The organism is Photorhabdus sp. RM323S, assembly GCF_042879375.1.
Taxonomy (GTDB): Bacteria; Pseudomonadota; Gammaproteobacteria; order Enterobacterales; family Enterobacteriaceae; genus Photorhabdus; species Photorhabdus tasmaniensis.
In genome coordinates, this window is sequence record NZ_JBHFKZ010000040.1 from 17,287 (window position 1) to 40,899 (window position 23,613).

The following is a 23,613-nucleotide window of genomic DNA, read 5'->3' on the forward strand; positions in this document are numbered from 1 at the left end:
TAAACATGAAAAAGTTATTTTATGCCATTGGCTGGTTCTGCGTGATGGCTATCTTTCTGCTACTCAGTTTAGCTATTGCAGTAGCGCTTTCATGGCCGACAATAGGTGGCCTGTTATTGTTTCTTTTCCTATTACTATTGTTATTAGTGCTGCGTGGAGCAATGGCATTCTTACCGCAGATAACGAATAAACTGCGCGGGGTAAATAAATTCTGGCGGAAGGGAAATAACCGCCTGGAATATTTACTGTATCAGCACTGGTGGTGGGGAGGACGTTTACAAAGCTGGCGCCGGTTTCGTTCGCTGTTACACCGTAACGGATCTATGCCACCGTGGTTTATGGTGGTGGGAGAGCGTGGTAATGGTAAACAGGGACTATTAGCTCACTGTAATGTGGTGCCAATGACAGGGAAGAATCTGCCATCGTCTACAGAGAATAACTTTACCTGTCGCTGGTGGTTTTTCCGCCGTGCTATGTACATGGTGGTTTCTGGTCGTTATACCGAAGGGCAATCGTTGTACCGGCAAGCATGGCTGCGTCTGATACGCTGGATCGCGCAAGTACGTAAGCCCGCCGGTGTATTGGTTTGTCTGTCAGTGGAGCAGTTGCTAAAAAGCGACAACAGAGCGCTGTATATAGCAGCACGCAATGTGCGGGCGCAGTTGGAGCCATTACAGATACGTCTGGAACGCCGCCTGCCGGTTTGGTTGATCCTCACACATAGTGAAACATTGCCGGGTTTTAACCACTGGTGCGCACAACTATCGGTAGAACAACGTGCTGAATTGCTCGGCAATTTTATTGAGCATCACACGGATAGTCATGTCACCGATGTGCTGGACAAGAGTATGAGCACTATTGTCAACGCTTTGAAAGCTATGCGCCTTAAACTGCTCAATCAGCAACGGCAACAGCCCGAAGCGGAAGTGTTGGCGTTACCGGAAACTGTTACGCAACTGCAACCGGCACTGGGCTACTACCTGAGCGCATTATTTGATCATGACCATTATCTGGAACATGGTCTGTTGAGTGGCATGTTTTTTACTGCGGAACATCAGGCAGAACCTCAGCAAATTGAAGGCGTTTTTAGCCACCGTTTATTAGGAGAATATCTGCCCGAGCAGGTTCACCGTAATGATGCCGTTTTACTGACAGGTTGGCGAACACTGACCAAACGTGCGTTGATTGTCATATTCAGTTTGATGCTGGTGTACGGAGCAGGTAACGCATTAGTCACTACCTGGCGTGGTGTCATGCAGCTTGAAAATATCCATGGGACAAACCCGCTTGAGCGCAGTTACTTGCGTTATCGGCAGGTTGAATACTGGTTGCAGGAAACCCTGTCACATCTGATTTTTTATCCGGTTACCCATACGATTGAACAACGTATGGCGAGGGACTATCAGCAACAAGCACCTGTTAAAGCATTCAACCCGGAATCGGTGGTTACACACTTGCTTACACGCTTCCATAACGCTGAGGCACCACAAAAACGGCTGTTGGCTTTACATTGGGCGCGTTTTATCAATATTGAACAAGCAATGGCGCATGGCGCTCCGCTGGAAACTTTGCAACGTATGCCAGCTTATTCTGCTTCACTGTTAAGCGGTGAAAATGATCCTTTATCGGCAGAACAGCGCGTGGCTCTGCGTCTGGCGCAATATCAGCAGGACAACGCACAGCAGGAATTTGATCAATGGCGGAATGTATTGCGCTCCTTACTGGAGGATACCGGTAATTGGCAATGGCTTTTAGCCGACGAACAACCCGCAGGAACACGTTCGCTGACGCTGGCTGATTTCTGGCCGCTGGCCAGCGATGATGCCACCAGAATTAACGCTCGTATTCGCGGCATTTATACCCGGGCAGGTGAGCGCGATATTCAGGCTACTCTGGATGAACTGGCACAAGCGCTTCACAGACCAGCGGTTTTTGTTCCTTTGCAGCGCTCGTTTCATCAACAGTATCAGAATCAACGCCAGTCAGAATGGTTAGCATTCGCCCAAGTTATGCCACAAGCGGAAGAGTGGGTACGCGGCAAGAAAAACTGGAGAGCGCTGATATTGGCAACAGGTCAATATGATAGCCCCTATATCGCTTTCTTAAAGCAGTTGGAGAGTGACTTATCTACAGTGGCGCAGGAGGATCAGCAGCCTTGGTTGCAGACGCAACAGCGTTTATGGCAACTGCATGGTTATGTGCAAAAAAGCAACGTGATGCAGCGCGTTTCACTGGGAAACATCTCTTTGCGTCAGCGCATCATGTCATGGCTTGGCATTTCACCACAGATCTCTGTGCAGCTGGATGACAACACGCTGACACGCTATCGCGCCTACCGGCAGGCTGTACAGTTAAATAGCCAGCGTGAATTGCTCAGTGATATGGAAACAGGGTTGTTGGTCAAAAATGCGCTGAGTAGCGAGAAAGGGGAGCTGAATGATAACGGTTTACGGACCTTATTTAATCTTTTCACTCTGTGGCGTCATGAGACCGAAAATAAGCAGAATGAAGTTGTCAATGAAACCTTGTGGCGACTCTATCAGGGTGATGCACATCTGGTATTGCGTTATGCATTCTTAAGTGCCGCCAGCCGTTTGCAAACACAATGGGAAAGCAAAGTGATCTGGCCGATGGAAAAATTAAGCAAGCAGGAACTGTTTGATGGCCGGGAATTGAACGCACGGCTGTATGAGTACAGCAATGCGTTTGTGCGGGATACCGCAGAGTATGCGCTGGATATTCGTCCTGAGGGTATTAAACGCCAGGCAATAGAAGATGTGGTCTTTCCGTTTAACGATGATTTCATTTTCTATATCAATAACCTGATCCAGCCGAACAACATGCTTTCATCGACATCTGATATTCGTCGTCGCCTGCAAGAGAAACTCAACTTGCTGGAAAGTGAGCGTGAACTGGCGACTGAGCAGCAGGAACCGAAACAGGATCAATCGGCGGAGGTGATGATTACCAGTCAGCCAGCGACTGCCAATCGAGGAGCCCGGGTATTGCCGGTTGGCAGTTCAGTGACGCTGAGTTGTGATGATGGTGTACAGCAGCTCAAAAGCATGAATTTCAATGACAGCAGGACCTTGCACTGGCGTCCGGGATCATGCAGCAAGGTACAGATTGAGGTGTATTTCCCCGACTTTACGCTAAGTAAAAACTACGCTGGTACTGATGGTTTGCTGCAATTTATCCATGCCTTTTCCAGTGGTGAATTGACGCTGGCGGCACAGGCATTCCCGCAGCAACGCGATGAATTAAGTGCGCTGGGGATCAATAACATCACCGTGCGCTATCAGATCAGCGGAGGGAAGGAAGTTTCAGCATTGTATCGGCAATGGCAACAACATCAGCAGCAACAAACGGTGTTGTTGGAACAACGCAACCGACTGGACAGCCAGTTATTAAATTTAAGTGAACCGGTAGTGGCGAAAGGAACCTTTTCTACGTTGCCGTTACAGATCACCACATATTGGAATGAATTAAGGAAACCTAAAAGTGAGTAGTTATCTTAAACAGATCGTCAGTAAATTAACGGTGGAAGCGCGTCAATGTCTGGATGAGGCCGCTAATCTGGCAGTACGGCGCACCCATCATGAAGTGGAAATTGAGCATCTGTTGCTGGCTTTGTTTGAAAAACAGATGCCAATGATGGAACAGGTGTGTCACCACGGTGGTATTGATGCTATTGCGTTGCTGAATGCCTGCCAGCGGTCACTGACGTTATTACGCAGCGGTAATCATCGTCCTCCGGTACTTGCGACTAACTTGACAGAATGGATGGAGCAGAGCTGGATGTACGCCAGTACCCACTGGGGGGCGTTGCAGATTACCCAACAAGCGCTGATTGCGGCACTGATAATGAATCCGTCACTGCATCATTCACTCACATCGGAGCTACAGCAGGCGTTACAGTGTAACACTGATGCTATAGAACAGTGGCTGCGTACACAGGTAAATACAGAACCGCAACACATCACAGCTCCCGTTGGGGATAAGACCCAATCCGCGTTGGCGCAATACACTCATCACCTGACGCAAGCGGCGCGTGATAACAAACTGGATCCGGTTTTAGGCCGTGAACGGGAGATTCGCCAGTTAATTGACGTGCTACTGCGTCGTCGCCAAAACAACCCGTTATTAACCGGCGAAGCCGGTGTCGGTAAAACAGCGCTGATCGAGGGGCTTGCACAACGTATTGTTGATGGCCGTGTACCGGAAGTGCTGGCACAAGCTGAATTATTCACGCTGGATATGGGGCTGTTACAAGCGGGGGCCAGCGTAAAAGGTGAGTTTGAAAGTCGCTTGCAGAAATTATTGGATGAAGTGAAAGGGTATCCCACACCCGTGATTTTGTTCATTGATGAAGCTCATACTCTGATTGGCGCTGGTGGTCAGGCCGGACAAAACGATGCGGCCAATCTGTTGAAACCGGCGTTAGCACGTGGTGAATTGCGTGCTATCGCGGCAACTACTTGGGCGGAATATAAGAAGTACTTTGAGAAAGACGCAGCATTAGCGCGTCGTTTCCAGGTGATCAAAGTTGAAGAGCCTTCGATCGAACTGGCGATAGCCATGTTACGGGCTATGACTCCGGCGATGGAAAAGCATCATGGCGTCAAAGTACTTGCAGAGGCGGTGACAGAAGCCGTTGTATTATCCAGCCGTTATATCAACGGACGTCAGTTGCCGGATAAATCGGTGAGTCTGTTGGATAGCGCTTGTGCCCGTGTTGCTGTTTCACAGACTGACGAACCTGCACCGATTGAAGATCTGCGTGCCATGTTGGCAAACATTGCTACCGAACAGGAAGCATTATTGCGTGAAGGTGGTCATGAAACCCAATTACAGAAGTTGGCACAACGTCAAACCGAATTGCAGGTATCCCTGGAGAAAATTTTGCCGGAATATCACGCTCAACGTCAGTTAGTGAACGACATCCTTGCCTGTGAGGAACAACACGACGAACGGTTACCTGTGCTGCGTGCGGAACTGCGTCAACGTCACCATCAGCATGCTTATGTATTTGACTGTGTTGATGCTGCCTGTGTCGCCGATATTGTTGCCGGTTGGACCGGGATACCTCTTGGCCGGATGGTGGAAAATGAACGCGATGTGCTGCGTCAGTTGGAAACGCGCCTTAGTCAGCGGGTAATGGGGCAAGATCATGCACTTAGTCAGATAGCCCGTCAAATTCGGATTGCTAAAGCACAACTGGCTGATCCGGTAAAGCCAACCGGTGTATTTATGCTTGCCGGTCCTTCTGGTGTGGGGAAAACCGAAACTGCCCTGGCATTGGCGCATGAGTTGTATGGCGGTGAACATCATCTGATCACTATCAACATGTCGGAATATCAGGAAGCACATTCTGTTTCCGGTCTAAAAGGTTCTCCCCCAGGATATGTTGGTTATGGACAGGGCGGAGTGCTGACTGAGGCGGTTCGCCATCAGCCCTACAGCGTGGTATTACTTGATGAGGTCGAGAAAGCGCACCCCGATGTACTGGAGCTGTTCTTCCAGGTGTTCGATAAAGGCATGATGGAAGATGCTGAAGGGCAGCAGATTAATTTCCGCAATACGTTGATTATCCTGACCACTAATGCCGCATCGGATTTAGTGATGCGTGCAGCGATGCAAGGCGTGAAAATACAGGGGGAAATTCATCCGGCAACACTTGAAGATATTCAGGAAATTATCCGGCCGGAACTGCAACGTATTTTTACGCCTGCGTTTTTAGGTCGCTTGCAGGTCATTCCTTATTTGCCGGTACATGGCGAAATTCTGCATGCCATTGTGCATCATAAACTGAATAAAGTTGTGATGCGTTATCGTCAAGCAACCCAATGCGAATTGCACTATAGCAATGCGCTGGTGGATTTTATTGCTGAAGGATGCCGGATCGCGGAAAGTGGTGCCCGTGAAATTGATAACCTGTTAACCCAGTTCGTCTTGCCGCTGTTATCAGATCAATTGCTGTTAGGAGATGCGCCAGTGAATGAGGATGTACGCCTGGATGTTATCGAAGGCCAAATACAGTTATCATAATAACAAAGGAAACTATAACCATAAAACTATCAGGCATGATCAATTAGGGTAAAAAGCGGCCTTCTCTGCTATTATTACCTTATGATGTAACATTTAGTGTTACGTATTATCTTGTGATGTAATATTGAATGTTGCATATTATCTTATGATGTAACATTCAGTGTTACGAAATGAGATCCTGATGAAAATGAAAAAGATAGTGGTCTTTTGGTTTATTTTTACGCTAGTCAATTTTGCGCTGGCATTGCTGAGTTTGCAAGTGCGTGATGTCTGGAGCCTGTCGTCATTGGTGTGGTTTCCGGCGGGCCTGTTACAAGGTATTTTTTGTGCCAGGGCACCACGGTACTGGCCTGTTTGGTTAATAACGAGTGCTCTGATTTCGCTAACAGCCAGCCAATGGTATGGCAGACCGGTGGGCGTCTCGCTGATATTTTCTTGTATCAATGTAGTGATGCTGGTAGTAACAGGGTTGGTCTGGCAATTTTTCTACGGTGTAATGTGGGCCCCGAAGCGGGCAAGTGACATCTTCAATCTGACAGTACTTTGCTCGTTAAGCGGAATTATTGAGCGATTTATGGCGAAGTGGGTACTTCATTTATTGGATTACCCTATCGATATATCTATTTCATTACCGATTGTTGTCGGCTCTGTGTTGAGTTATCTGCCGTTTACGTTTTTTGTTATTTCTTTCATCACCTACAAGAAAAGTCGGGCTGAAGACAGGAAAACCTATGGTTTATGGTTGGTAGCCGTGTTTGCCATGACAGCATTGTTTACCAGCCCACCACCTGAAACCGGGAAAATACATTGGCAAGGAGTAGCGCTCCTATTTTCCTTCGGCCTGCCGATGCTACTGGCGTTAAGAGGTGATTTGCTGGTATTAAGCGGCTTTTTATCCTTATGTACGGTAGGGATTGTGAGTGCAACCATTTTTGGCTTTGGGCCATTCGCATCCCGATTAATGAGCATCCAACAGAACGTGCAAATTGCGGCATGGTACAGTACCGCATTTACCCTGCCTGCGTTGTTATGCTGTAGTTGTTTATATAACACAATCAATGCATTACATCGCCGTAAAGCGCATTTTTTGTTAATGAGAGCTATGCTGGAGCAAGAACAGATTAATTGTTTTCGGTTAAGTGCCGACGGGCATCTGTATTGGCATCATGACGCGGCCTGGATGCGGTGTGGTAAAGCCCCCGTCTGCTGGTCGCAGTTACTGGCTTGGGTGCATACAGAAGATCGGCAGAAAATCGAACAGCTTAAACGTTCCGTCTCGCGTATACCCCAGACGTTAAAAATTCGGATTGCTGATGGTAAAGGCGAATTTAACCCGGTGATTATCGCCTTGATCGTTCATGTAGGCGAAAACGCCGGTTTTATTGAAGGAACTATGCGTGAAATAGAGAATAATATGGAGAAATAACCAATGTCGAGACAAGTCATCATTGCTGACGATCATCCAGTCTTCTTATTAGGACTACGCACCGTATTGGCAACATTACCCGAGAATTATCAGGTTGTGGGGGAGGCGCATGATGTGACTACACTTTTTTCTCTGCTGGAAGAAAAAGAGGCGGATATGCTGATTACGGACTTCAATATGCCAGGTAATAACCAGATCGACGGTTTGCGGATGATTAGCCGAATTCGTGAGCAATATCCGAATTTGCCTGTTGTGGTGATCACGATGATCAGCGACCGGAAGATAATAGCTTCATTAATTGATTATAAAGTGAAAGCGATTTTGAACAAAAACAGTCTGTCTCACGAGTTAGTGAAAGGATTGTACAGTACAACAGGGCACGATAAGCCTTATTTGAGCAAGCAATTTATTGAATCTCCGGACGAGGAAGTGGTAAAGGCGCTGACCGGCAAAGAGCTGGAAGTCATTAAATTATTGGGGCAAGGGTTGAGTGTGAATGATATCGCTGCACGTTTATACCGTACCAAGCAGACGATAAGTGCACAAAAAATTAGCGCGATGAAAAAACTGGGGTTAGATAATGAAGCCGCGCTTTATAATTATTTGCATCAGGTTGGATTGGGATTGTAATAGATGAAAGGCGGTCGAAAAGGATCACGATGGTTAGCTGTATTGATACTCCTGTTGCCATTATCTGGCCGGAGTCTCAATCTGTTTGAATACCGTAATGCGCAAGAGCTGCCTTCAGACGGGCTACCGGTGGAGTTTTATTCGAATGTCATCACTCAGGAATTTACGCCATTACCCGTCAAATTACCTATCGAAGAACAAGGTATTTCGGTTTTACACTTTCCAACACTAAAAGTCGGCATTCTCTGCTGCATTGGTGCGCCATTGGTGATCCATCGTTGGGATGGCAAGTTGGAAGGGATTTACGCTGACTATCTGCGCCTGATTGAAACCGTATTAAAAAGGCCAGTGGAGGTACGGCTGTTTGGTAACTGGGAATCAGCCTATGCGGCATTACAGCGTGGAGATATTCAGTTGTTATCACATTCTGCTTCACCCCAGATGGAAAATAGGAAGGATGACACTTACCCGATTCTGGTACAACCGCTTGCCCTGATTGTGCGCAAAGAACAAGTCAATAAGCCGTTTGCACAAATGAATATTATGGCAGTACCAGGCAGTAACCCGAATACCATTGAGCAATTGCGTAAACATTACCGCAGTGTTTTGGTGGCGAAAAACCAACAGGAGGGAATACAAGCAGTGGTGGATGGTGAAGTTGATGCCTATCTGGACGGACAAAGCCAGATTGCCTATTTGCTGGCTTTTCGCCCGTTTACAAAGCTGACTTACCGTCGGGATATTTCTCAGGGAGAGCGGTATGATTTTCTTGCCCACAACGGGGATGGGATGGTTGAGACCATAGATCTCATCCTGACTGCTATTCCTCACGAAATCAGAAATAAGGTTTATCAACGTTGGGTTTCCGGGCTGGCTCTGAGCGGCAATAACGATACGATGACCTTTACGCCGCAAGAAAAAACCTGGATTAAAAAAAATCCGGTCGTCAATGTCGCGATTAGTCGTGCCGCTCCGCCTTACTCATTTCTGGATAAAGATGGGCAACTCACTGGCCTGGATGTGGATATTTTACGTTTGCTGGGAGAGAAAAGTGGCATTACCTTTAATTTTATCCCGGCGGATGGCGCGGTGGGGGTCAAAAAACTACTAAAAGATGGCGAAGCCCAAATGACCTCGTTAGTTAGTACGCCGGAACGTCGTCGTTGGCTCTCTTTTAGTCATCCCTATGGTACTGTGGAATGGGTGATGATCACTCGCAATGAGCGTAATGCTCCCTATGAGTTTGAACAACTTAAACACCATCGGGTAGCGATTCAGCGCGGTCATGCTCTCCTGTCGGTATTGAAGCAATATCCGGAGATCTTCGTCATGGAAGTTGATAATGTGACGCAAGGTGTTGATATGGTGCTAGCCGGGGCAGCAGATGCAACTTTTGATAGCTTGATAAGTGCTGATTATCTGCAAGCAAGTCATTATGGTACCAATATTTCTATTCAGTTTTTTGAAGGCTCATTGCAACCGGAACAATACGCCATCATACCCACTTATCCTCAATTGATTGATATATTGAATAAAAGCATTGATGCATTACCGCCAAATGAGCTGCGGGTGTTGCGCCTGAAGTGGTTATCTATGGGAAATGTGACCACCTATGCTGACAATAAAATTTCTCCCTGGGTGAAATTGTGGGGAGGGGCGTTATTTGTCATTGCGTTGAGTTCGGCCTTTTGGGGGAGTTATCTTGCCCATCAGATCAGACGACGTAAAAGAGCGGAAAACAACTTACAGGATTTGCTGACGTATTGGGAAACACTATTCAATAACATGCCTACGCCAATGTTTGTCTGCGATCCGACCATGTGCGTTACGGCAGCAAACCTTTATTTCCGCCGCGAGATGAACACTCGCGGATCTGATGTGATTGGTCGTAGTCTCTTTTCTCTGTGCTTTTTAAAACCTGCCGATGAGCAAGATATCAGTATGATTTTTCTGCACTGTCTGGAAGGGGCGCCTGCGCATTTCTCCGATCGTAGCATTGCCATCCGGGGGCAGGACAGAGATGTTTATTTGTGGCTTGAAAGTTACAGCAATACCGAAGGCGTTGTTCAGGGAATAATTGGTGGTTGGTTTGATGTGACCGAGCGTAAATTGTTGGCGCAAGAACTGCGTCAGGAGCGCGATAAGGCTGAACTTGCCAGTTTGGAGAAATCAGATTTTCTGGCACACATGAGCCATGAGATCCGCACTCCCTTGCAAGCAATTATCGGTATTCTCGATCTGGAGGTAAAACAGCAACCTCTGCCATCTGCACCATTACATATCGCATGGCACGCTGCAATGTCTTTACAGGGAATAATCGGTGATGTGCTGGATTTTTCCAAGATAGAATCTGGACGTATGGTGCTGAATCTAAAACCAGAATCATTGCAGGAAGTTCTGGGAAGTTGTGTGGTGGCTTTTAGTCATCGCGCTAAGGAAAAGGGGCTGTTTTTTGCCCGGCAATTCGATTTACCGTCTGAATATTACCATCAGCTGGATGCAACACGTGTAACTCAGATAGTCAATAACTTACTGGGTAATGCTATTAAATTTACTGAACAGGGTGGTGTACAAATCAGCGCCAGCTATCAGCATATGCCAGAGAGTAACCAGGATGAAATCACGCTGGTGGTTGCAGATACCGGTTGCGGTATCCCAGAAACCATGTATGAAGCTGTTTTGCTACCCTATGTACAAGTGACGCAAAACTGTGGTGGTAAAACCGGCACTGGGTTAGGGTTACCCATCTCGGTACAGTTAGTTGAATTAATGGGTGGTAGCCTGAAAATCACCGGTGCACCCGGTGGTGGCGCGCAGGTTACAGTAACGTTACCACTTATGTGTAGTGCGGTTGAGAAAGAAGCAGTAAGCGAAAAAACTGAAAATATTGAAGGGGAAATTCACGAATCGCTGAATATCTTGGTTGTTGATGACTTACCTGCCAATTTACAGGTGCTGTCGTTGCAGTTAGCCCCATCGGGTCATCGTGTCGTATTAGTTGAAAGCGGAGAACAGGCGATGAATCTGATGGAAGAGGGGTATTTTGACCTCGTGCTGACGGATTGCCAGATGCCGGTGATGAATGGTTATGAACTGGCTCAGTTATTGAGAAAACATGAGCGACTACGGCAATTACCCCCGTTTATTATTCTGGGGTGTACCGCGAACGCATTTTCTACTGAGCAAGCTCGTTGTCTGGACGCGGGAATGGATGGTGTATTGACCAAGCCATTGGTACAAAGCAAATTGTTGGCAGAAATCAACCGTTATTACCGACAAGTAAATGATAAAATCACGTTACAGTTTGATGAGATTCAGGCGCTGGCCCAGCGAGATGTTACTGTAGAGTACCAATTACTCAGTGCAGTGTGGCAAGGGATGTCGGAAGATATTGCAGAACTGAGACAACCGGAAAATCAACAAATACATGAAAAAGTCACGCATCACGCACACCGTATGAAAGGCGCTTTTGCTCTGCTGCAATATCAGCAAGGAATACGTATATGTCTGCGTATTGAAAAGGGTGAACGTTATGATGAGAAGACGATTGAGGTTTTGTTGACTCGTGCGGAATATTTCCAACAACAGATTGAACAGCAATTGGAAAAGTGAATGGGAAAGCACTCTTATTCCCGCCTTACTCGCAGTTATTTTCTAACCAATAACAATCTGTAATAAAATATTTCTCAATTATTTCTGGCTTTTCATTAACCATATCTAAGAAATACAAAATTATTTTATTATTATCATGATAATAAAAATATAGATTAAGATCTTTGACAATTTCAATAACTGAACATAAGGTTTATGTATCAGTGGAAAAATTAACATATATTTAATTTCACCAGAATTAAATAATAAATTAACAGTATTATTTATTTTAAATAATATTGTTAATGGTAGATATTATGCAAGTTGTAATTTTTATTTTTCACTCCATCGTAATAGAAGGTCAATAAAATTACAACCAGGAAAGGATTAATCATGAATAAAACCCGCAGAAAATTATTGGCAATGATTGGTGTTATGAGTATCAGTATATCTTTTATCACACAAGCAGGAGAGAAAAAAACACAGATCACCAATAACATATTATCAAAACAGGAAATTGCCGAACATGAAAAATATATGCAGGAGGCAATAAAAGAGGCCATAAAGAATCCAAAGTACCCTTTTGGCGCTATAATAGTTAACAGAAATAGCGGGGAAATATTAAGTCGTGGTGTGAATGCAGGTAGAAGTAATCCTATCTTGCATGGGGAAATTCAGGCAATAAATCATTATATTACTCAATATGGCAACCAGGGATGGGAGAATGTTACGCTGTATACCACAGGAGAACCTTGTTCGATGTGCATGAGCGCCTTGGCCTGGCTCGGGATCCGTGAAGTAATATGGGCAACATCTATCAGTATTATTCGTAATGCAGGGATCCGTCAGATTGATATTTCTGCGCATGAGATTGCAGAAAGAGCATCGTCATTTTACAGCCCAATAACTTTAGTCGGTGGGATCTTGGCAAATGAAACAGATAAATTGTTTCTTGAACGTAACAGAGGTAAATAATTGAAGTTATTGGAAATGAAATCATTAGCTTACCCGGTAATATCAACCACATCAGCCTCTCATAAAGCCCCGAACATTCGGGGCTGAGGCTTATTTTCGGTACAACATAATATGATGGATATATCAGGTCCTGCGGCGCGATATAACCAGCTTATCCTTGGGACGGTCTACCCAATCGGCAATCTTATTGTTGAAATTATCCGCCAACAGATAAGATGGCGTTTTAGCTAACCAATCGGATAGTGAAATATCTTGGTAGATGCCGTTATCCAGCACAACAAGCACTTTAAGATCCTCATTCCCAATATTCTCGATATAGTGACCAAATCCTTGTGGCACATAGCCGACATCGGTCGGTTCATATTTCTCGGTTTGGGCGTGTCCGTGGGAACCAAATACCGTCATACGCCCTTTGCCTGAAATGTAGTATTGCCATTCATTGGCATTAGGATGCCAATGTAACTCACGTACTGCGCCAGGTTTGATGATCTCTATGATGCCGGTAATAGTTGTAGAAATAGGAAACTCCAGCGATGACACCTTATGAATACTCCCTGCATCGTTTTCGAAGAAGGGTTTTTTCTTCATGAGCTCATACCGGTGGGTGAGTGGTGCATTATTCAGCCCTCCGTCGTTAACCGGCAGAGGCAGTTTTGGCGGTATAGCACCACCGACGATATAAGCTTCCCCTTGTTTGATTTTAGAAAAAACCTCTGCCGGCATGTTAACGCTTTTTTCAAGCACTTCTCTCGGTATATGCGTCACCCAATCAGTGATACTGAAAGTGCCAAATTCTGAGAAGTGCCCGTTATCGAAAGTCAGCACAAAATGTGCGCCATCCTCAAGCGCCTGAATAGAATGGCCGTGTCCTTTAGGAAAATACCACACATCACCGGGGCCAAAATCCGCCACTTCACATTTACCCTCCGGATCAATAATAGTAATACGTGCATGGCCTTCAAGCATAAATGCCCATTCAGCGGCAATGGCATGCCAATGGAGTTCACGCACACCACCAGGTTCAAGTGTCATATCAACACCGGCAATACCTTCGGATATCGGGAATTGTTCCACCGTAGCTTCGCGTGCCCATCCATATTCCAATACCCGTTTTTTACTGTTTGTGAATTTATATTTATATAAGCTTTTGGCATTTCCTGGCGATTTATTGTCAGGTGAGACAAGATTACGTTGATCATCAGCAACAGCGGATTTAATCATATTGCCCATCACGCTGGCTGCTGCCGCGCTAACTGCGGATGCCTTCAAGATATCACGACGCGAGAACATATTGCTTTCTCCAAATAATAAGTACCTGCAAGAATGGTTGCAAGCTGATGTATATCAATCTAATTTTTCTAAATTAACCGTTGTCACGAAAGGGAAAAATCAAAGGTGACTTATTAATAATAGTAAAAAATGGATTTTAAAATGAGGAAAAAAAGCTTATTTGTGTTACCCGATGAGGAACAGTAAAGAAATTTCTGAACAAAATTCACCTAACGAAAAAGTTCACGGAACTCATTATCAATTTTCTGAATTAAATTTCTTTAATGTTAGAATATTGCATTCGTAAAATTTATCATTAGGAATGAAATGAAGGTTCAGAAACAGCACTCTCCGTGCGGCCAGCACATCTTTTGCCAAAATCTTTTCACAAGCTATTTCCATTTGCGTTGTCGCATTTTTTATTACCCCAGAAGGGGCTTTTATTCTTACAAAATACTCCAATAAATCAACACCATTAGCTCTGACTGCATATACATAGCCTTCATATAGCGCAGCATAGTTCATTGCGATAGAAAGTTCTTTCGATGTTGATATTCCACCTATCATTTGTCCTCCATCTTGTATTTTCATGCCCCAGTGAAACGGGGAAGAAATCCCATATTGAATATTTGTTCAGGCGGACGAGTATCAGCCCGATAAGTTACACGATTATTTGGCATGTTAATTTTTCCATGTTAAAAAATACGACTAAAAATATTGTTCCATATACAAAATCAAATATCGATTTCTTCTTTACATTAGATAAATCATATGATGACATCCCTATTTTATTTTTCTGACAAGTCATAAGAATACTATTAACACAATTAGCTTAATGTTGAGTTATTTCATGAATAGTTTAACTTAATTAGTTTTTTAAGTTTCATCACATATCTTTATATCGAGATTATTCTTTTTATAAACCTCGTAACGCACATCACGGTTGTGTTGGTCGTTGGCAATGTGTCGTAAAACGATCACTATGCCTGAGCACAAGAAGCATTACCTGACCGATATTGCTGTAATTAATGATGGATTGTTTGACATCAACCTACCATTTTGCCATATTTTCTGCTCTTAACATCTTTCTTAACATACTTACAAATTACTTTTCACTTTTGGCACTATAATAAGGAAATTTTATGTCACTCGTACCCTTTAAGCAGATTGATGTGTTCACTCACCAGCCTTTCAAGGGAAATCCCGTTGCCGTTGTCATGGATGCAAGGGAACTCTCACCGATGCAAATGCAGGATATTGCTAACTGGACCAATCTTTCTGAAACTACATTTGTCCTCCCGGCAGAAAATCCATTGGCAGATTACCGTGTACGGATTTTTACCCCTAGCAGCGAACTCCCTTTTGCGGGTCATCCTACAATAGGTACCGCATATGCTCTTCTTGAAGCCGGTTTAATTAAAGCGAACGGGGGGCAACTGATTCAGGAATGTGGGGTAGGGTTGATTACACTGAACGTGGCCGAAACACAAGAGGGCCATACAACAATCACATTTGAACTGCCAGAACCGACTATCACACCGCTCAATACCGAGCAAACAGAACACCTTGAAAACATTCTCGGTTGTCAGCTAGATCGCACGTTGGCACCTGCACTTATTGATGTTGGAGCCCGCTGGATTGTCGCTCATACCACAGGAGCGGAAGCCGTGCTGGCAACAGAACCTGATTATGCAAAGTTGAGTGAACACGACACTCAAATGAACATTACTGGGATTTGTCTCTATGGTGCCTATTGTGAAGGGGCAGAAGCCGATATTGAAGTGCGCTCTTTCGCTCCTTCATGTGGTGTGAATGAAGATCCTGTATGCGGAAGTGGAAACGGCAGCGTTGCGGCATTCATGCGCTATCACAAAGTCGCTGTGATTGACAATAAAATTGTTCATTCATCACAGGGCAAAAGGCTTGGCCGCTTGGGCAGCCTGCGGCTCAGTCACTCTAACGGTAAGATTTTCGTCGGTGGCAGCGCGGTAACCTGTATCAATGGCACCATCACGGTCTAAAGAATGTTAAATCCCACACTATAATGTGGTTCGGTTCGTACTTGTAGAACAGCCCACATAAAACCCAAAAGTAAAATTTATTGTTGGCGAAAGTAGACGAGTTGAACTAAACTCAAATTTTACTTTTGTGAGAGGAAGTTAACTATGTCTGAAACCCGTTTTTCTGAGTCGTTAAACCTGAAATCTCACTGGATGCCATTCAGTGCTAACCGAAATTTCCACCGCGATCCGCGTCTTATCGTTGCTGCCGAGGGGCAATGGCTAAAAGACGATAAAGGACGCCAGATTTATGACAGTCTGTCCGGTCTTTGGACCTGTGGCGCAGGTCATACTCGGACAGAAATTCAGCAAGCTGTCGCGGCTCAATTAAGCACCCTTGATTACTCACCAGGCTTTCAGTTCGGTCATCCCTTGTCGTTTCAACTGGCAGAAAAAATTGCCAATTTAACACCTGGTGATCTCAATCACGTCTTTTTCACCAGCTCAGGTTCTGAGACTTTAGACACCTCAGTCAAAATGGCGCAAGCCTACTGGCGAGTGAAAGGCCAGCCCACGAAAACCAAACTGATTGGCCGTGCACGTGGTTATCATGGTGTCAATATTGCGGGTACCAGCTTGGGAGGGATTGGTAGCAATCGCAAAATGTTCGGGCAGTTGATGGACGTGGATCACTTACCCCATACGCTACAAACCGATATGGCGTTTACACCAGGTATGGCAAAAACCGGTGGCGTGGAGTTAGCCAACGAGATGCTCAAGTTGATCGAACTGCATGATGCCTCCAATATCGCAGCGGTTATTGTCGAGCCTGTGGCCGGTTCCGCCGGTGCAATTATTCCACCTCAAGGGTATCTACAACGTCTGCGTGAAATTTGTGATCAACATAATATTTTGTTGATTTTTGATGAAGTTATTACCGGCTTTGGTCGCATGGGGCGCTGGACTGGTGCTGAGTATTTCGGTGTGACGCCAGATATGCTTAACTTTGCCAAACAAATTACCAACGGTGCCATTCCTCTGGGAGGCGTAGTGGCAAGCAGTGAAATTTATGAGGCCTTTATGTCTCAGCCACTGCCGGAACACCTTGTAGAGTTTAGTCATGGTTATACCTACTCGGCACATCCGGTAGCCTGTGCCGCCGGGTTGGCAACCTTGGATCTGCTGGATAAAGACCATCTCATCCAGCGTTCTGCTGCGCTTGCTCCTCATTTCGAAGCGGCCCTTCATGCTCTCAAAGACTGTCCAAACGTGACTGACATTCGCAACTGTGGCTTAATAGGGGCAATTCAGTTGGCGGCCCGTGACGGTGATACCGCTGTGCGTCCTTTTGATGCTAGCATAGCGCTTTGGAAAGCGGGTTTTTACGTACGTTTTAGCGGAGATGCGCTGCAATTCGGGCCTATGTTCAACGCGGAAAGGGCAGATTTGGATCGTCTCTTTGACGCTGTCGGCGAAACATTGCATCACATTAGCTGATAAAGGTAAGGAAGAAACTCATGATCGTATTTATCAACGATCATGAGTTTGGGTAACGATACTTAACTTATATCTTATCTTTTGGAAAATTGATTTCCTGATGAACTGCGGCAACTTTATTTTAATAACGCTGAATTTGACTCAATCCAATGTACAGCAAAAGGCAAAATCTCGGCTGCGGGCACAAGCAAAGTTTTTGCCTTTCCGACAACAGATAGACCGATAATGTCTGGATAAGCTGAAATAAAATCAGCCACAATTGTTGAAAAATACCCTTCAAGTAAATTTTGCGAAACAGGTGTCACGGTATCAAACTCTTCAATCATTTCCCAAATTATCAAACCGTCTTTTAAGAAAGGTACAGGCATATAACGAATTTTTTTATTCGGAATATCGGCCAAATGTTCAGCATGATGTAATAAGCTCATGGTGTCGTAAGGAGCACCAAGCATTAATATTTTACCTTTTTGTTTCACTAACTTGGCGAAAGGAGAGTTATCACCATAACCGTACTGTAAGGAATGATTATCTGTATACCATTTAGCTCTTTTGCCAATCGCTGAGACGGATGCACCGGGATTACCACTTCTCAATGAACCTGGATATGTGCGAATAAATTCTGCTAATATTCCATGATCTGGGCTGGCTCGGCTAAATTTAGGATCAAAAGGATTAATATCGATTTTAATTTTTTCAGATAAATATCCATTTGCGTCTACAGCATCTTCATAATTCTGATTCCAATTAACATAGGACAACAGTGTTCCATTTGAGCCAATAGTTTCTAATATGGCAGTAATGACATCATCAGGTCCGTTGATACAAGCACCTAGACTACGCATACTCGCATGTAGCATGACGTCATCATTCTTCTGTAATCCTAACTTGGATAGCTGTTGCCTCAACAAACTTTTTGTCCAATACTTATCATTGCCAATTATCAACATGTATACACCTAATATATTTTCGCATTTTCAGAGAAAGATCTATTTATCATTTAGAAATGTAAAATCCCGATGAGTCTGATACTACAGTCATATTTCCTTTTTTCAACAAAAAAACACCCATAGAAAAGTTTCAAATCATACAGTTTTTTGCCTGTTGAATGAGTAAGGCTTATAATGAAGAAGAGAGGTGAACCTTCTGTTTTACGGGTTGTCAACCCTGTAACAAAAGCGTTCATATTCCACATCAATGGCACAGACAAAGGATATTATGAAAATATTAAATACTATGATCTTATCTATATCGACAATGATCGCTTCTAATTCTTTAGCCAATGAGACTAGAGCAAGGGATTTAGGCATTCCTTTCTCTGGAGTAACAGGCAAGTATAATGCGATTACAGATGTTAGTGGTGTAAAAGTTGGCTATTCAACCATAATAGAAGGTAGTGGAAAGCTAGAGATTGGAAAAGGACCAATAAGAACAGGCGTGACAGCTATATTGCCAAGAGGAAAGAAATTTAGCCCGGTATTTTCGAGTACATTCTCTTTAAATGGAAATGGAGATATGACAGGCAATCAATGGGTCAAAGAAAGTGGTTTTTTGGAAACACCAATATTGATAACCAACACTCACAGTGTTGGTGTTGTTAGAGACTCAACAATTAGCTGGATGATTGATAATAACCTAACATCACCACTAAAAGATGACTTATTTTGGTTATTACCTGTGGTTGCAGAAACATGGGATGGAATATTAAATGATATAAACGGTATGCATGTAAAAAAAGAACATGTATATAGTGCGTTAAATAGTGCTAAATCAGGGCCGATAGAAGAGGGTAATGTCGGCGGGGGAACCGGAATGAACCTTTTTAAGTTTAAGGGAGGCACAGGTACTTCATCAAGAATTCTAGATAAAAAAGATGGAGGATATACTATTGGCGTTCTTGTTCAAGGCAACTTTGGTGATAGGGATGACTTGATTATTTCTGGGGTTCCAGTTGGTAAAGAAATACAGGATCTCAAGCCGATATATCATGGAGACAAGAAAAAAATAAAGGATGCCGGTTCTATAATAGCAGTGGTGGCCACAGATGCACCATTAGCTCCTCACCAATTAGAAAAAATAGCTAAAAGAGTCTCTCTTGGGCTTGCAAAGGTAGGTGGGGTAGCCAGAAATACGAGCGGTGAGATATTTATTGCATTTTCAACCGCAAATAATGATGCATTCTCCAGAGAAGATGTAAGAACAATAAAAATACTGCCAAATGACAAACTAGATCCTTTGTATGAGGCAACAATCAATGCAACAGAAGAGGCAATAATTAATGCTATGATCGCAGCCAAAAAAATGGTTGGGAGAAATGGCAATACTTCGTTTTCCATTCCTAAAGATAGAGTTAAAGAGATATTAAAAAAACATAATGTGCTTAGTATCATCTGAAATGTATTAGTTCAGACCCGATCTGAAACTTCGATTTGAAAAGAAACGAGTTACTGACTTTGATTAAAGATTCTTGGTTCAGCAGATACCTTTGCTGGGCCAAGATATTCTGTAATGCTTAATGTGGTAACTAACGCCCATTTTTACGGAGTTCCGATATATATTTTAGGGACTGAGCCGGTCCCCATTGTTGTAACGTAAATCGGCGAATTTCAATCAGATCTGATTGGGCATCCGGAGTTAAGCCGAAATGGGTTTTTGCTTCATTGGCTGAAAGTGCGTCCATTGTTATTACCTCTCAATATCGTTCGATTCGTTCAGTATAATTTATTTGAATTACTTTAGTTAAAGATACATAACTATCTAAAGGTATATAATGCAATGCAATCAATATTTTTAATTCGGTGAATTCACATGATAAAAGCAAAAAAACCGTTATTTTTAACGAGGTTTGTCAGCGGTCTGTAGTAAAACCCTCCCTTCAAAGAAGGAGGGATACTATCTCCAAGCCAGATATTTATGCGGCTTCATATTTAGCGATATAACACTTTCCTGTATATTTATAACCTTTAAAATACCATTTTCCAGTTGAATCACTAAATACATTATCAAACCTATAACGATCTTTAACAATATATCTAGTATACTTACCGCTGTCCCAGTGTGGGGCCTTATCTTTACATGTATTATAAGAAAAATCTACATTTGCCGATGCAACCCCAATTCCTCCGGTTAATGTAATACCTGCGGCTAATGCACCAACTGTCAATAATTTCTTGAACATAAAAACTCTCCATTAATAGTTTTAGAATTTGCAGTTTAAGTGTATTACTTATCAAATCACATTTGATAATTCAAACTAAGTCTAGATCATCATAAGTGACATTGCAATATTTAATGATTAGAAAATACTTGTATATTTCGCTCTGGATTAGAAACCCATCTTCTATTATAATAATTTACAATGAATCATGATTTTAATATTAGTCACATAAAGAAAATTATTTATTTATAATTGTAATGCAACTCACTGACATTATATATATTTAAGTCAATCGAATTACTATTAATTTCTTAGTGTTATTAGAAGTCGGCTATTTTAGTAAATAGGCTATTATTTCTGATGAATATAAATATTAAAGCGGGGAATTTATAAAAAACAATGGCTCTTATAAATTCTACTTGCAGCGTGAGTTACGTATGATTGATGGTCAGTTGCATGAAACCAAAGGGATGGCAATCCATGCATGATAATAGTCAGTACGGCAATTATGGCATGTCGGTATTAATGATATGGAGAGAAGCCTGGCGTAACTTAATGGCAACGGGGAGAAGTACTCTGCTTGCTTTATCGGGTATTGCTATTGGCTGCGCGTCTGTTGTGGCATTTGTTAATACTGGGAATAATGCTACACTTGCTGCGTTGAAGATGTTCAGCGGGCTTGATATCAACGTCATTACAGCAGACCTGAACTCCTATGATCATGGGGTTGATAGTTCATCAATTAAAATGGCCGACCTGACAACGGCTATTCCTGGTTTATCTTCCGCAGCACCCTGGATCTACTATCCTTCTCCCGGGCGTTATAATGGGAAAACAGAAACATTTACCATAATAGGGTCCTCTGCGGAACTTGAGAAAGTTATGCAATTGCGACTTCGTCATGGTCGATTTATCTCTGATTATGATCAGCACTCGCCTTATCTGGTCATTGGCAATGAAGTAGCCGTCACCCTTGGTCAAAGGAACCCATCCCGTATACTCGGTAAGCAGATTCAGATTGGCAATTATTTATACACAGTGATTGGCATTTTCGATATAAAAGGGCAAAACCCCATCTTTCCTTTTTCTCTGGATTCGGTGGTGATTGCCCCTATAAATGCCATGCGCAAAATATCACCCAATACTGATCTGAATGGCATCATCGCTCGCACCATAACAACCACCACCACAGAAACCGATGCAAAAGATTTATTGGCGTTGCTCAAGCACAAGTTTCCAGCGGTTGAAATTGATGTTCGGGTAGCTCAACAACTACTGAAAGGGCAGGCAGATCAAAACAAAACCTTTTCTTTTATGTTGATCGGGTTGGCGGGTATTTCGCTACTCACTGGCGGCATTGCGATTTCAAATGTGATGCTCATGAACGTTTCGGCTCGACGAAAAGAGATTGGGTTGCGTATGGCTTTGGGTGCAAGACCCCATGATATCCGGCACCTTTTTTTGTATGAAGCGGTAGCACTGACTTTAGCCGGAGCAATACTTGGTACACTGACAGGTGTCATCGTCTCCTTTCTTTTTGTCCTTTATTCTGGCTGGTCATTTTCTCTGGCCCCTTTATCCATTCCTTTAGGGATAGGTAGTGCGATTGTGGCAGGGCTTATCTCCGGCTTTCATCCCGCACATAAAGCTTCACAGATGGAACCCGTACAGGCATTACGTGATGATTAAGAAATTTGAACAGAAAAAATTGCAGAGTAGGGAGATAACACTCAATGATTAAACGTTATCGATGGGCTATAGCTGGCATATTTGTCGTGGTGGCCTGTTTTTTGGCCTTTTTGTCCTCAGAACAATCGCCAGCTCAGGAATCAGTGCAGTGGATTGAAGTAAAACAAGGTCTGATAGAAAAACAACTCGGTCTGGTAGGTAAACTGCAATCTGGACGTCTTGAGACCATACCCGCTCCATTTGATGCCATTATCAAGCAAGTCTTGGTCAAAGAAGGGCAGCGGGTGAAAGCTGACCAGACATTAGTTACGCTTGATACCCGAAAGCTTGATATTGAGCTTCGGCAAGCGCAAGTTGAGATGATCAAAGCCTCATCTGCCGTTGACCAATTGCATGACTGGGAAAACAGCCAAGAAGTCATTCGGGCCAGAAGAAACGTCGAAAATGCGAACCATATGGTTATAGAATTGAAAGATAATCTCGTAAAAACACAAACTCTTTTTTCACGGGGTATCATTCCACAAATGGAAGTGGAAACCCTCCAGCAACAACTTCGCCGACAACTAATGGAACTCTCTTCAGCGCAGGACGATCTTACGTCTATTAGACAAAAAGGAAGTCTTGATAATTTAAATGTCGCAAAGATGGAGCTTCAAAATGCAACAAGCCGCTATCAGGCGCTACAGGAACAATACTTACATAAAGAAATCAAAGCGCCATTTTCGGGAGTTGTGCTTAGGGCAGCACAGGAAGAAAGTAAGAAGCTCTTAACGATTCAGACAGGAGTTCGAGTTACCGAAGGGATGCCCTTACTGGAAGTTATGGACACCACACAGTATCAGGTACTGGCACAGGTTGAAGAAACTGATCTCGCCAAACTCAAAGAAGGGCAGACAGTAAAAATTAGTGGGGAGGGATTTTCTGACCACCCGCTGGATGGCGAAATTGAAACCATTGCTATGCAAAGTGTGAGTACGGACAAACTAGGATCGGCGATTTATTATGATGTTGTGATTAAAGTGACTTCATCCATGAGCCAGGGTTATCCCGTAAGACCCGGTATGAGTGCCAAAGTTAATATTGTTATTTACCGCAATGAACAGGGAATGGTTGTACCAGAAGCCGCACTCACTCACGATAGCAATGGACAATTAATAGTAAATTGGCGCCCGGATTTAAAACGTCAGGCTGTGTCTCGCCAGGTAACTGTAACCGTTGGAGAGACTATGCCGGAAGGTATGGAGGTCCATGGATTGGAAGAGGGGTTTATCGCACTGCCTCGTTGAAAACCATAATTCGAGATATATAAACGCCTTCTTAGTCCTGATTATCTT

At 43.7% G+C, this 23,613-nt stretch carries 16 protein-coding genes; 11 read left to right on the forward strand and 5 right to left on the reverse strand.

Going from position 1 to position 23,613, the window contains the following annotated elements; translation table 11 throughout:
- The first annotated feature begins 5 nt into the window (after positions 1 to 5).
- From ACGF7G_RS15625 to ACGF7G_RS15650, 6 genes are all read left to right on the forward strand, one after another.
- A complete protein-coding gene (locus ACGF7G_RS15625) occupies positions 6 to 3,509 on the forward strand; it encodes a type VI secretion protein IcmF/TssM N-terminal domain-containing protein (RefSeq protein WP_387466681.1) in 3,504 nt (1,167 codons plus the stop codon).
- Positions 3,502 to 6,048 carry a type VI secretion system ATPase TssH gene (gene tssH, locus ACGF7G_RS15630; protein WP_387466682.1) on the forward strand — a complete coding sequence of 849 codons (2,547 nt, stop codon included), beginning with the start codon at positions 3,502 to 3,504 and terminating at the stop codon, positions 6,046 to 6,048. The genes ACGF7G_RS15625 and tssH overlap by 8 nt, the downstream gene beginning before the upstream one ends.
- A gap of 181 nt (positions 6,049 to 6,229) precedes the next feature.
- Positions 6,230 to 7,474, forward strand: coding sequence for a hypothetical protein (locus tag ACGF7G_RS15635; protein WP_387466683.1), 1,245 nt, complete (start codon positions 6,230 to 6,232; stop codon positions 7,472 to 7,474).
- Positions 7,475 to 7,477: 3 nt separating this feature from the next.
- Entirely contained in the window at positions 7,478 to 8,104 is a 627-nt protein-coding gene (locus tag ACGF7G_RS15640; RefSeq protein ID WP_387466685.1) for a response regulator, read from the forward strand.
- A gap of 3 nt (positions 8,105 to 8,107) precedes the next feature.
- Entirely contained in the window at positions 8,108 to 11,716 is a 3,609-nt protein-coding gene (locus ACGF7G_RS15645; RefSeq protein WP_387466687.1) for a transporter substrate-binding domain-containing protein, read from the forward strand.
- A gap of 372 nt (positions 11,717 to 12,088) precedes the next feature.
- Positions 12,089 to 12,670, forward strand: a complete 582-nt coding sequence (locus ACGF7G_RS15650; protein ID WP_387466689.1) for a nucleoside deaminase — start codon at positions 12,089 to 12,091, stop codon at positions 12,668 to 12,670.
- Positions 12,671 to 12,793: 123 nt separating this feature from the next.
- Here ACGF7G_RS15650 and ACGF7G_RS15655 read toward each other — a convergent pair whose 3' ends face one another.
- Positions 12,794 to 13,960, reverse strand: coding sequence for a cupin domain-containing protein (locus ACGF7G_RS15655; RefSeq protein ID WP_387466690.1), 1,167 nt, complete (start codon positions 13,958 to 13,960; stop codon positions 12,794 to 12,796).
- Between the two features lie 237 nt (positions 13,961 to 14,197).
- Complete coding sequence (locus ACGF7G_RS15660) at positions 14,198 to 14,530, reverse strand: hypothetical protein (protein WP_387466692.1); 333 nt, start codon at positions 14,528 to 14,530, stop codon at positions 14,198 to 14,200.
- Between the two features lie 551 nt (positions 14,531 to 15,081).
- Here ACGF7G_RS15660 and ACGF7G_RS15665 point away from each other — a divergent pair.
- Both ACGF7G_RS15665 and ACGF7G_RS15670 read left to right on the forward strand, forming a co-directional pair.
- Positions 15,082 to 15,960: a PhzF family phenazine biosynthesis protein gene (locus tag ACGF7G_RS15665; protein WP_387466694.1), complete on the forward strand. Its 879-nt coding sequence runs from the start codon at positions 15,082 to 15,084 to the stop codon at positions 15,958 to 15,960.
- A 144-nt stretch (positions 15,961 to 16,104) separates the two neighbouring features.
- Positions 16,105 to 17,436 carry an aspartate aminotransferase family protein gene (locus ACGF7G_RS15670; protein WP_387466696.1) on the forward strand — a complete coding sequence of 444 codons (1,332 nt, stop codon included), beginning with the start codon at positions 16,105 to 16,107 and terminating at the stop codon, positions 17,434 to 17,436.
- 116 nt (positions 17,437 to 17,552) lie between these two features.
- Here ACGF7G_RS15670 and aac(3) read toward each other — a convergent pair whose 3' ends face one another.
- A complete protein-coding gene (aac(3), locus tag ACGF7G_RS15675) occupies positions 17,553 to 18,383 on the reverse strand; it encodes an aminoglycoside 3-N-acetyltransferase (protein WP_387466698.1) in 831 nt (276 codons plus the stop codon).
- Between the two features lie 268 nt (positions 18,384 to 18,651).
- Between aac(3) and ACGF7G_RS15680 the strand changes: the two genes are divergently transcribed.
- Positions 18,652 to 19,827 carry a P1 family peptidase gene (locus tag ACGF7G_RS15680; RefSeq protein ID WP_387466699.1) on the forward strand — a complete coding sequence of 392 codons (1,176 nt, stop codon included), beginning with the start codon at positions 18,652 to 18,654 and terminating at the stop codon, positions 19,825 to 19,827.
- Between the two features lie 130 nt (positions 19,828 to 19,957).
- Here ACGF7G_RS15680 and ACGF7G_RS15685 read toward each other — a convergent pair whose 3' ends face one another.
- Together ACGF7G_RS15685 and ACGF7G_RS15690 are read right to left on the reverse strand one after the other, a co-directional pair.
- The gene (locus ACGF7G_RS15685) at positions 19,958 to 20,113 is read right to left on the reverse strand and encodes a type II toxin-antitoxin system RelE/ParE family toxin (RefSeq protein WP_387466701.1); all 156 of its coding nucleotides are present in this window, start codon (positions 20,111 to 20,113) and stop codon (positions 19,958 to 19,960) included.
- 231 nt (positions 20,114 to 20,344) lie between these two features.
- Positions 20,345 to 20,611, reverse strand: coding sequence for an LCI family antimicrobial peptide (locus ACGF7G_RS15690; RefSeq protein ID WP_387466702.1), 267 nt, complete (start codon positions 20,609 to 20,611; stop codon positions 20,345 to 20,347).
- A 435-nt stretch (positions 20,612 to 21,046) separates the two neighbouring features.
- Between ACGF7G_RS15690 and ACGF7G_RS15695 the strand changes: the two genes are divergently transcribed.
- Positions 21,047 to 22,279, forward strand: coding sequence for an ABC transporter permease (locus tag ACGF7G_RS15695; RefSeq protein WP_387466703.1), 1,233 nt, complete (start codon positions 21,047 to 21,049; stop codon positions 22,277 to 22,279).
- 101 nt (positions 22,280 to 22,380) lie between these two features.
- Entirely contained in the window at positions 22,381 to 23,565 is a 1,185-nt protein-coding gene (locus tag ACGF7G_RS15700; RefSeq protein ID WP_387466705.1) for an HlyD family secretion protein, read from the forward strand.
- The last annotated feature ends 48 nt before the right edge of the window (positions 23,566 to 23,613 follow it).